Origin of the sequence: Providencia sp. PROV129 (genome assembly GCF_028482245.1) — a bacterium.
In the GTDB taxonomy this organism is placed as follows: Bacteria; Pseudomonadota; Gammaproteobacteria; order Enterobacterales; family Enterobacteriaceae; genus Providencia; species Providencia vermicola.
Map to the genome: position 1 here is coordinate 190,483 of NZ_JAMPQD010000014.1, position 10,525 is coordinate 201,007.

The 10,525-nt window shown below is 43.1% G+C and carries 10 protein-coding genes; 3 read left to right on the forward strand and 7 right to left on the reverse strand.

Going from position 1 to position 10,525, the window contains the following annotated elements:
* Positions 1-63: 63 nt before the first annotated feature.
* Genes fabG through yceD form a run of 6 tightly spaced genes read right to left on the reverse strand, consistent with a single transcriptional unit; the run spans position 64 to position 4,476 of the window.
* Entirely contained in the window at positions 64-798 is a 735-nt protein-coding gene (gene fabG, locus PSF27_RS10740) for a 3-oxoacyl-ACP reductase FabG (RefSeq protein WP_206086377.1), read from the reverse strand.
* 7 nt (positions 799-805) lie between these two features.
* The gene (gene fabD / locus PSF27_RS10745) at positions 806-1,738 is read right to left on the reverse strand and encodes an ACP S-malonyltransferase (RefSeq protein ID WP_206086376.1); all 933 of its coding nucleotides are present in this window, start codon (positions 1,736-1,738) and stop codon (positions 806-808) included.
* Between the two features lie 18 nt (positions 1,739-1,756).
* Positions 1,757-2,707, reverse strand: a complete 951-nt coding sequence (locus PSF27_RS10750) for a beta-ketoacyl-ACP synthase III (protein ID WP_272681441.1) — start codon at positions 2,705-2,707, stop codon at positions 1,757-1,759.
* Positions 2,708-2,716: 9 nt separating this feature from the next.
* The gene (plsX, locus tag PSF27_RS10755; protein ID WP_206086375.1) at positions 2,717-3,757 is read right to left on the reverse strand and encodes a phosphate acyltransferase PlsX; all 1,041 of its coding nucleotides are present in this window, start codon (positions 3,755-3,757) and stop codon (positions 2,717-2,719) included.
* Between the two features lie 11 nt (positions 3,758-3,768).
* Positions 3,769-3,939, reverse strand: a complete 171-nt coding sequence (gene rpmF, locus PSF27_RS10760; protein ID WP_047755811.1) for a 50S ribosomal protein L32 — start codon at positions 3,937-3,939, stop codon at positions 3,769-3,771.
* 12 nt (positions 3,940-3,951) lie between these two features.
* Positions 3,952-4,476: a 23S rRNA accumulation protein YceD gene (gene yceD, locus PSF27_RS10765; protein WP_004911841.1), complete on the reverse strand. Its 525-nt coding sequence runs from the start codon at positions 4,474-4,476 to the stop codon at positions 3,952-3,954.
* 143 nt (positions 4,477-4,619) lie between these two features.
* Here yceD and PSF27_RS10770 point away from each other — a divergent pair, with 143 nt between their 5' ends.
* Positions 4,620-5,204 (forward strand): Maf family protein, encoded by a 585-nt coding sequence (locus PSF27_RS10770; protein WP_272681433.1) that lies wholly within the window; start codon positions 4,620-4,622, stop codon positions 5,202-5,204.
* A 48-nt stretch (positions 5,205-5,252) separates the two neighbouring features.
* Here PSF27_RS10770 and rluC read toward each other — a convergent pair whose 3' ends face one another.
* Positions 5,253-6,212, reverse strand: a complete 960-nt coding sequence (gene rluC, locus PSF27_RS10775; protein ID WP_272681434.1) for a 23S rRNA pseudouridine(955/2504/2580) synthase RluC — start codon at positions 6,210-6,212, stop codon at positions 5,253-5,255.
* 541 nt (positions 6,213-6,753) lie between these two features.
* Here rluC and rne point away from each other — a divergent pair.
* Positions 6,754-9,987, forward strand: coding sequence for a ribonuclease E (gene rne, locus PSF27_RS10780; protein WP_272681435.1), 3,234 nt, complete (start codon positions 6,754-6,756; stop codon positions 9,985-9,987).
* Positions 9,988-10,185: 198 nt separating this feature from the next.
* On the forward strand, positions 10,186-10,485 hold the full coding sequence (locus tag PSF27_RS10785; protein WP_206086371.1) for a putative quinol monooxygenase: 300 nt from the start codon (positions 10,186-10,188) through the stop codon (positions 10,483-10,485).
* The last annotated feature ends 40 nt before the right edge of the window (positions 10,486-10,525 follow it).

Genomic DNA, 10,525 nt, shown 5'->3' on the forward strand with positions numbered 1-10,525 from the left:
ACCATTATTTTGCATTATTTAGCGTTAGATAACACTAATAATGCAAGTAGTCCCATCATTTCTTTAGATCATGTACATGCCACCATTGACATGCAATGTTTCACCTGTGATGTAAGCAGCTTCGTCAGAAGCTAAAAACGCTACAGCACTGGCAATTTCTTGTGCATCACCCAGTCTATCTGCAGGAACCTGAGATAAAATGCCTGCACGCTGCTCATCTGTCAATGCTTTAGTCATATCCGTTTCGATAAAACCTGGAGCAACAACATTAACAGTGATACCACGAGAAGCGACTTCCCGAGCTAATGATTTACTAAAACCAATTAGCCCAGCTTTCGCTGCTGCATAGTTTGTTTGTCCCGCATTCCCCATCACACCCACAACTGATGCGATAGAAATAATACGCCCACAACGTTTTTTCATCATGGCACGCAAAACGGCTTTAGACAAACGGTAAACGGATGAAAGATTCGTGTCAATAATATCTTGCCACTCTTCTTCTTTCATACGCATCAATAAGTTATCGCGAGTGATACCTGCATTATTAACCAAAATATCAATTTCACCAAATTCCTCACGGATCTTAGTCAAAGTTTCTTCGATTGATGCTGCATCAGTCACGTTTAACGCTAAACCTTTCCCTTTACCATCAAGATAAGCAGTAATGGCTTCTGCGCCTTTTTCGCTGGTTGCTGTGCCAATAACGGTTGCACCGCGCGCGATTAATGTTAAAGCAATGGCTTTACCAATCCCACGGCTAGCACCTGTTACTAGTGCAATTTTTCCTTCAAAGCTCATGTCGTCCTCAGCTATTTTCTAAAGCAGTGCTTAATGATACAGGATCATTGGCTGCTACGGCAGTTAAATTAGAGACAATTCGCTTGGTAAGACCAGTCAACACTTTACCTGGCCCCATTTCGATAAGGTGTTCAACACCTTGATCTGCCATCAATTCTACTGTTTCTGTCCAGCGTACTGGATTATACAGTTGACGAACTAACGCATCACGAATATTTTGCGCCGATTGCTCAATTTTAACATCAACATTGTTGATAACTGGATAGACTGGCTCACAAAATTCGATTTTTTCTAACGCTTCGGCTAATTTATCAGCAGCAGGCTTCATTAATGCACAATGTGAAGGCACACTAACTGATAATGGCAGCGCACGTTTTGCACCCGCTTCTTTACACGCAGCACCTGCTCGTTCAACCGCTGCTTTTTCCCCTGCAATGACCACTTGGCCTGGGGAGTTAAAATTCACGGGGGAAACGACTTGACCTTGTGCCGCTTCTTGGCAGGCTTTTTCAATAGATTCATTATCTAAGCCGATAATCGCATACATTGCGCCTGTACCTTCAGGAACCGCTTCTTGCATCAATTTACCACGCAATTCAACAAGTTTAATCGCTTCTTTGAAGTCAATGACACCTGCACAAACTAATGCGGAGTACTCACCCAGGCTATGCCCTGCCATCATTGAAGGCATTGCACCGTTTTTAGCTTGCCAAACACGGAAAATTGCCACAGACGCGGCTAATAATGCGGGCTGTGTTTGCCATGTTTTATTTAATTCTTCTTCTGGCCCATTTTGGACTAATGCCCAAAGATCGTAACCCAATGCTTCTGATGCTTCAGCAAATGTTTGCTCAACCAGCTTATTTTCTTCAGCTAATGCTGCTAACATTCCTAAAGACTGAGAACCCTGTCCGGGAAATACCATCGCAAATTGTGTCATGTCTGTTTTCTCAATAAATTAAAAACGAACTAAGGCAGAGCCCCACGTGAAACCACCGCCAAAGGCTTCTAACAGCACAAGTTGGCCACGTTGGATACGTCCATCACGCACTGCTTCATCAAGTGCAGTTGGGACAGATGCCGCAGAAGTATTGCCATGACGGTCTAAGGTGATAACCACTTTGTCCATAGTCATATCAAGTTTTTTTGCCGTCGCAGAAATAATTCTTAAATTTGCTTGATGTGGCACTAACCAATCAAGTTCTTCTTTTGCAATCCCACTTTTTTCCAGTGTTTCATCAACAATATGCGCTAATTCGCGGACTGCAACTTTGAATACTTCATTACCCGTCATCGTTAAATACGCAGGGTCGTCAGAGCAACGGCTACGATTAGGCAATGCGAGTAAATCCCCATAACGCCCATCAGCGTGTAAATGGGTAGAAATAATGCCAGGTTCATTAGACTCACCAACCACAACAGCACCTGCGGCGTCACCAAATAAGATGATGGTACCACGATCTTCTGGGTCTAATGTTTTTGATAATGCATCAGCGCCAATAACAAGGGCCTTTTTCGTCATCCCTGTTTTAACAAACTGGTCAGCAATACTGATCGCATAAGTAAAGCCTGCACAGGCCGCCGCAACGTCAAATGCCGCGCAATCATTGATTCCTAGCATTTGCTGCACTTGGCACGCTGCACTTGGGAATGCATGCGTTGCAGAAGTGGTGGCAACAATGATTAAACCTATCTCGCTGGCCTCAACCTGTGCCATTTCAAGCGCTTTTTGTGCAGCATGAAAACTCATTACAGAGACATTTTCGTCTTCGTTAGCAATTCTTCTTTCATGTATCCCAGTGCGGGTCACAATCCATTCATCAGAAGTATCAACCATTTTTTCCAGATCAGCATTGGTACGAACTTGCGCTGGCAAGTAGCTGCCTGTTCCTAAGATTTTACTGTACATAGCCATAGGTTATTGATCGCTCCTGGGTAAAACAATATTTAATCGCGCTGTTATTCTTTCTGGTACTTGTTTTTCAACAGCTTGCACTGCGCGGTCAATCGCAGCTTTAAATGCACTTTCGTTAGCCGCACCATGACTCTTGATCACAATACCTTTTAATCCTAACAGAGTCGCACCGTTATACTGGTCGGGGTTCATATCCCCAAAACGCTTCATTAAACGTTTTTTTAGCCATTTTTTCGCCAGTTGCATTATCCAACTGCGTTTTTTCTTTTCGTCGTCCGCCGATTTTAACAAGGAGAGAATAACGCGAACGACTCCTTCCATTGTTTTTAATGAGACGTTACCCGCGAAGCCGTCACACACTAATACATCGGTTTTACCTGTCAGTAACTCATTACCTTCAACGTAACCAATATAGTTAATGGACGCCGTTTCTTTTAATATTGCGGCGGCTTCGCGGATATTATCCAGCCCTTTGCTCTCTTCTTCACCGATATTGAGCAAAGCAACTTTCGGTTTTGTGATATTGACCACTTCTTCAGCCATCACCGAACCCATTACGGCAAATTGCACTAACATTTCACTACTGCAATTGACGTTTGCCCCTAAATCCAACACTACCGTTTGTTTTTTCTGCTGGTTAGGTAAGATTGTCATTAGCGCTGGACGCTCAATGCCATCTATCGACTTTAACATCAATTTCGCTAACCCCATCAATGCGCCTGTATTACCAGCACTCACGCACGCTTGTGCCTGCCCTGTTTTCACCAACTCTAAGGCCACTCGCATCGATGTTCCTTTGCTTTGTCTTATTGCGTTTGATGGTTTGGCATCGTTAGCAATAATTCCATCCGCAGGGATAATTTCGACACGCGAAATTTGCTCGGCACTTAGATGTGCAAGCAAGGGTTGAATGGCTTCGGGTTGACCGACAAGCAGTAATTTGAGTGCTAAATTAGATGCCAGAGCCTGCAATGCAGCAGGCACTGTGACGCGGGGACCAACATCCCCGCCCATAGCATCTAACGCAATGGTTAGATTAGCCAAGGTACCAACAATTACTTGCTGATAACCTTACGGCCACGGTAGAAACCGTCTGCAGTCACATGGTGACGCAGGTGAGTTTCACCTGAAGTTTTATCTACAGAAACTAGGGTAGCAGTCAGTGCATCATGTGAACGACGCATACCGCGTTTTGAACGAGTTGGTTTATTCTGTTGTACGGCCATTGACCTTACTCCTTAAGTACTTTTCTTTAAACTGGCTAATACGGCAAATGGGTTTGGCTTTTCTGCCTCAGGAGGCAGTTCACCATACACCATGTCCGCTTCGGACACTTCACAGTGTTCAGAATCATGAACCGGAACAACTGGTAAGGAAAGAATTATTTCATCTTCTATCATTCCCAGCAAATCTATTTCACCAAATTCATCAATTTGAATTGGCTCGTAGAGCTCCGGTAATGCTTCGGCCTTTTCGTCATTGACGACAGGACTAAAACAATACGATACGTAGGCATGATGCTTGAAATTTTTTCCGCAGCGTTGGCATTGGAGGGTGAGATCCACATCGGATTTCCCTTCGATAACCGTGAGACGCTGTTTATCAATATTAAATGATAATTCGGTTTCTACATCACTGTCTACACTGACTACTGATTCTGCAAGACGTGCAACTTGCTCAGGTGTATAACTCCCGACATAGTCGAGGTTTTTCTGAGCTGCACGCTGCGCATCGATAGTCAGGGGTAATTTTACCTTTTGCATAAGGCGCGCATATTAACTTTGTAATGAGCTATAGTCAAAGAAAAAGGCGGGGTAAACTCGCCTTTTCACCAAAAAATCGCAGGTTTTGCGGTTTATAGTTTAAAATGAGTTAACCCTTTTGGCTACGAGTTTTGAGAAAAATCATGAAATCGATTATTTTGGCGTCAACTTCACCCTATCGGCAATCCTTATTAAAAAAATTAGGTTTGCCGTTTTTAGCCTCACCGCCGAACATTGATGAATCACCTGTTTTAAATGAATCGGCTCAAGCTTTAGTCCTGCGGTTATCTCATGCCAAAGCCGCTGTACTGACAGAACAATACGCTCAACATTTAATTATTGGTTCTGATCAAGTGTGTGTTATTGATGGAAAAATTGTCGGCAAGCCCCATACCTTTGAAAATGCATTCAAACAATTGAAAGCAGCCTCTGGTCATAAAATCACATTTTATACTGGGTTGTGCCTATTAGATTCCGCGACAGGAAAATTTAATCTGCAATGTGAATTGTTCGATGTCTATTTTCGAAACTTAACTGACCAAGAGATCACCAACTACTTGTATAAAGAAGAACCGTTCCAATGTGCAGGAAGTTTTAAATCTGAAGGGCTAGGTATAACTTTATTTGATAGGTTAGAGGGACGTGACCCTAACACTTTAATTGGCTTACCGATTATTTTGCTGCTAGATATGCTACGCCAGCATGATGTTAACCCACTATTGGGTTAATAAAAATAATTGGCGGGTAATGACCTTCTACCCGCCAACGAGTGATGCTTACGATGTGGTTTTACGGTTACGTAATACTTTTAAACAATGGTTTAGCTCTGCACCCATTGGCGCTTGCAGCCGCATCTCTTCCCCAGTTTTGGGATGAGTGAATTTTAATGCGCTTGCGTGCAGGAACAACCGATTGAGGCCTGTATCTGCTAATTGGCTATCGAATAATTCGTCACCATAACGGTTATCAAACGCAATTGGGTGACCTGCATATAAAGTGTGCACACGAATTTGATGTGTTCGTCCCGTCACGGGACTCGCTTTCACTAACGTTGCATTATCAAAACGTTCTTCGACTTTAAAGCGCGTTTCCGATGCTTTTCCTTCGCTACTCACTTTGACGACTCGCTCACCACTTTGCAAAATATTTTTCAACAACGGTGCTTGAACCACTTTAACATGAGATTGCCAATGACCACGCACTAAGGCCAGGTAATCTTTTTGCATAGTTTTCAAGCGCAACTGTTCATGCAATGCTCTTAAGGCAGAACGTTTTTTCGCAACTAATAAAATTCCTGACGTGTCCCTATCGAGGCGATGAACCAGTTCAAGAAAACGAGCTTCAGGCCGCAAGGCCCGCAGCCCCTCAATAACACCAAAGCTCAAACCACTTCCGCCATGTACTGCTGTACCAGAAGGTTTGTTCAGTACAAGTATGGAATCATCTTCAAATAAAATGCAGTTAGCTAATGCCGCCACTTTATCTAATTTAGCGGAAACTGCGGGCACCTCACGCTCAGCGACTCTGACTGGCGGAACACGAACTTGATCCCCTTCGACAAGTTTATACTCAGGCTTAATCCGCCCTTTATTTACACGCACTTCCCCTTTACGGATAATGCGATAAATCATGCTTTTTGGTACGCCTTTAAGTTTAGCGAGCAAAAAGTTATCGATGCGTTGCCCAGCCTCGTCATCGCTGATGTCTATAAATTGAACTTGATTTTGTGTATTCATTCGAAAATGCGTTAACTCTAATTGATTAAAATATGCGCTTATTAACTCTCTCTATCATACCGACTCCACGAATTTTTTTATGTTTTTTTTTATTTTGGTTATTTTCTGCATGATTTTTCCTATTTCTAAATAAAATTTCCATATAACTTCCTTATCGACTTGCTATAATGCACATGGCAATGGAATAATATGCAGTTGCCAAGATGTTTAAAAAACGAAAATTGGCGTTTATAGGATTTCTTATTTGATAGCGTAACAATGCAGCAATGGCGTAAGACATTTAGCAATATCAAATAAATTAGCGAGCAACGAATTTTGGCTTATTGGGTTAGGTACTTCCGTTTTAATGATAATCAACGGCACCCTAATTAAGAACGCTGAATTTTTAATCTAAAAATCAGGTTCACCGAATACTGCGCGTCTCTATACGAACGACTGCCGCGAGGCAGACGGTTTTGTAAAAATCACGAGGCCATCGGTTTACAGTAGCTCTTTCTTTCGCTGCTCTTTATTTAAAAGAAAATAATGAGTAAGTAATAACATGAAAAGAATGCTAATAAACGCAACTCAACAGGAAGAGTTGCGTGTTGCCCTTGTTGACGGGCAACGTCTCTATGATTTGGATATTGAAAGCCCAGGTCATGAGCAAAAAAAGGCGAACATTTACAAAGGTAAAATCACCCGTATCGAACCTAGTCTTGAAGCTGCTTTTGTTGATTATGGTGCAGAAAGACACGGTTTCCTTCCTATCAAAGAAATCGCTCGTGAATACTTCCCAAGCAACTACCACTCTCAAGGCCGTCCTAACATTAAAGATGTGTTAAAAGAAGGCCAAGAAGTTATTGTTCAAGTTGATAAAGAAGAACGTGGTAATAAAGGTGCAGCGTTAACTACTTTTATTAGTCTGGCAGGTAGCTATTTAGTGTTAATGCCAAATAACCCACGCGCAGGCGGTATTTCTCGTCGTATTGAAGGTGAAGACCGTACGGAACTCAAAGAAGCACTGTCTTCTTTAGAAATTCCAGATGGTATGGGTCTGATTGTCCGCACGGCTGGTGTTGGTAAGTCTGCAGAATCCCTACAACAAGATTTACTGTACCGCTTACGCCACTGGGAAGCCATCCAAAAAGCTGCTGAGAACCGCCCTGCACCTTTCCTAATCCATCAGGAAAGTAATGTTATTGTGCGTGCGTTCCGCGATTATCTACGCCCAGACATTGGCGAGATTCTAATTGATAATCCGAAAGTCGTCGAAATGGCTCGTAACCATATCGAAGCGATTGGTCGTGGCGATTTTGCTAGTAAAATCAAACACTACAGTGGTGATGTTCCATTATTCAGCCATTACCAAATCGAATCTCAAATTGAATCTGCGTTCCAACGTGAAGTACGTTTACCTTCAGGTGGTGCGTTAGTCATTGATACAACAGAAGCATTGACTGCGATTGATATCAACTCATCACGTTCTACTCGTGGTGGTGACATCGAAGAAACTGCGTTCAATACTAACCTTGAAGCGGCGGATGAAATTGCCCGTCAATTACGTCTACGTGACCTTGGTGGCCTAATTGTCATTGACTTTATTGATATGACGCCAGTTAGACACCAACGTGAAGTGGAAAACCGCTTACGTGAAGCCGTTCGCCAAGACCGTGCACGTATTCAAATTGCCCGTATCTCTCGTTTCGGTTTACTCGAAATGTCCCGCCAACGTTTAAGCCCATCATTAGGCGAGTCAAGCCACCATGTGTGCCCTCGTTGTATGGGAACTGGGACAATTCGTGATAACGAATCACTGTCATTATCAGTTCTTCGTTTAATCGAAGAAGAAGCACTGAAGGAAAATACGCATGAAGTTCACGCGATTGTTCCTGTGCAAATCGCGTCTTACTTGCTAAACGAAAAACGTAAAGCCGTCAGCGAAATTGAACAACGCCAAACTCACGTTCGCGTTGTTATCGTACCAAATGACCAGATGCAGACACCTCATTTCCATGTAATCCGTATCCGTAAAGGTGAAGAAGTGAATACTCTGAGCTATAACCTAGCTCAATATCACGAAACTGAAACCTTAACTCATACCGATGAAACAACGTCTGAGCGTAAAGTACCTGAGCAACCTGCGATTTCCGCTTTTGCATTACAAGAGCCAGTTGAGCTTTCTTCCGCTAAACCTAAAGAAGTCGCGCCCGTTAAAGCGCCAGTAAAAACAACGTCAAATGAACCTGCTCAGCCAGGCTTATTCAGTAAAATTGCTGCATTCTTTAAAGGCCTCTTTGGTGGTGAAGAAGAGAAAGTGGTCGAAGCACCTGCCCCTAAAGCTCGCAATAATAATGACCGTCGCCGTAATAACGATCGTCGTCGTAATAATGATCGCCGTAACAATAATCGTCGTGATCGTGATGATAACGAAAATCGTGATAGTCGCGACAATCGTAATAACCGCAATGATCGCAATGCTTCATCGGAAGAAACGAATAATCGTAACAAGGGCCGTAATAATAAAAATACGGCACCGCAAGATGAGCAAACGGCTGAAAATGCAAACCGTGACAACCAGCAGCAACGTCGTGAACAGCGTGCTGATCGCCGTCGTCGTCAAGATGAAAAACGTCAGCAACAAACTGCAAAAACTCAGCAAGATGCACAACAAGATAACGTTGAAGCAACAAATGCAAGAGAAGAAGAACAGCGTCCTGCTGCTCCTCGCCGCCAGCGTCGCCAGTTAACACAAAAAATTCGTGTGACTGATAACGAACAAATGGTCAAAACTGATGTTGCAGAGCCCGTTGTCGCTGTATCCGCACCAGTTGCTGCATTACCAGCACCAGTTGCGGTAGTTAACCAAGCTGAAGGCCAAGTACAAGCTGACGATCTACAAGATTTAACTCATCAAACTGATGGCGAAGAGAAACAAGACACCATCATTCCTCGCCGTTCGCGCCGCTCTCCTCGTCACTTACGTGTAAGTGGGCAACGTCGCCGTCGTTACCGTGATGAGCGTCATCTCAATAGTTCACCAATGCCATTAGCCGCAGCAGTAGCATCACCTGAGCTAGCTTCTGGTAAAGTTTTCATTCATTACCCAATTGTTCAGCCTCAACAAGAGAGCATGGCAATTATGACTAATGAGGAAATGCTTGAACAACAAAATAGCACTGAGTCTGTCAATACAAACACGGTAGAAATAGCTAAGACGGAAAGCCAATCTGAAGCCCTAGCCGTTGTAGCAACACCTGTTGTTGATGTAGTGGCTGCTGATGAAGAAGCTGAACCTGTTGAGGTCGTGTATGTCAGCGAAACTGTTGAACCACAACCTGTTGAAACACATAATGTTATTACTGCAACAGAAACGCCTATCGACAAGGTAAAAACTGACGTAGAAGACGTGATTGTTGCCGCTGATACCGCAGTTGAAACGGCTGCTGAGGTTATGGTCGAAGAAAATACTCAACCAACAATCGCTGCAGCCGAAGAGATTGCTGAAACTGAAACCGTTACTGAGCCAGTCGTTGAGCAGCCAATTGCCTCTGTAGAGGTTGAACCAACTAAGGTCGAGGCACCAGTAACCGCTAATACTGATGTAACTAGCTTGCATAAACGTCATTCGTACTCACCAATGACCAAAGCCCCTGCCCCTGTAGATGCAGCGGCGCCATTTGAGATTACTGAGTACCAGCGCGAAACCTCTACTTTTGAAGGTAAAGGTGGTGCTGGTGGTCATGTGGCATCAAATGTAGCAACTTCAGAAATGGCGAAACCAGCGAGTTTCTAATCTAAAGTAATGCTGATTAAAAAGCCTTGCTGGGAAACCAACAAGGCTTTTTTGTTGCTTATCTACATTCAAATTATTACTTTACCAATTAAAAAGTTTCATTGATTATCGGTATTCTGCTATTGCGTCAGTGCACTCCCTATGGTTATATAACTGTAATTTCATACAGTATTTAATTCAAAAAGGAAGGAGTCCATTATGTTAAAAGTGATTGCAGAAGATTTTATTAAAGCTGAAGCGATTGAAACAGTTATGCCGTTATATCAGGAGCTTGTAGAAGCGACAAAACAAGAACCCCTTTGTATCAGCTATGATTTATATGTTGACCAAAAAAATCCTGGGCATTTTGTTTTTATTGAAGAATGGCCCGATCAACACGCGCTTGATATTCACTGTGCCAGCGAACACTTCAAACGCCTCGTTCCTCTTATCAATAGTTATAAAAAATCCGACCCAATCATTAAACTGATGAACAGTGCATTTGTCCCTGATAAATAGCTACTGATGCCTCTTGAGCTTTGAGCTTTGAGCTTTGAGC

What these genes read in the sequence shown, in the direction of transcription:
- rpmF (WP_047755811.1), bottom strand. Translation starts at nt 3,939, where the DNA reads ATGGCCGTACAACAGAATAAACCAACTCGTTCAAAACGCGGTATGCGT.
- PSF27_RS10770 (WP_272681433.1), top strand. Translation starts at nt 4,620, where the DNA reads ATGAAATCGATTATTTTGGCGTCAACTTCACCCTATCGGCAATCCTTA.
- fabD (WP_206086376.1), bottom strand. Translation starts at nt 1,738, where the DNA reads ATGACACAATTTGCGATGGTATTTCCCGGACAGGGTTCTCAGTCTTTA.
- fabG (WP_206086377.1), bottom strand. Translation starts at nt 798, where the DNA reads ATGAGCTTTGAAGGAAAAATTGCACTAGTAACAGGTGCTAGCCGTGGG.
- yceD (WP_004911841.1), bottom strand. Translation starts at nt 4,476, where the DNA reads ATGCAAAAGGTAAAATTACCCCTGACTATCGATGCGCAGCGTGCAGCT.
- rne (WP_272681435.1), top strand. Translation starts at nt 6,754, where the DNA reads ATGAAAAGAATGCTAATAAACGCAACTCAACAGGAAGAGTTGCGTGTT.
- PSF27_RS10785 (WP_206086371.1), top strand. Translation starts at nt 10,186, where the DNA reads ATGTTAAAAGTGATTGCAGAAGATTTTATTAAAGCTGAAGCGATTGAA.
- PSF27_RS10750 (WP_272681441.1), bottom strand. Translation starts at nt 2,707, where the DNA reads ATGTACAGTAAAATCTTAGGAACAGGCAGCTACTTGCCAGCGCAAGTT.
- rluC (WP_272681434.1), bottom strand. Translation starts at nt 6,212, where the DNA reads ATGAATACACAAAATCAAGTTCAATTTATAGACATCAGCGATGACGAG.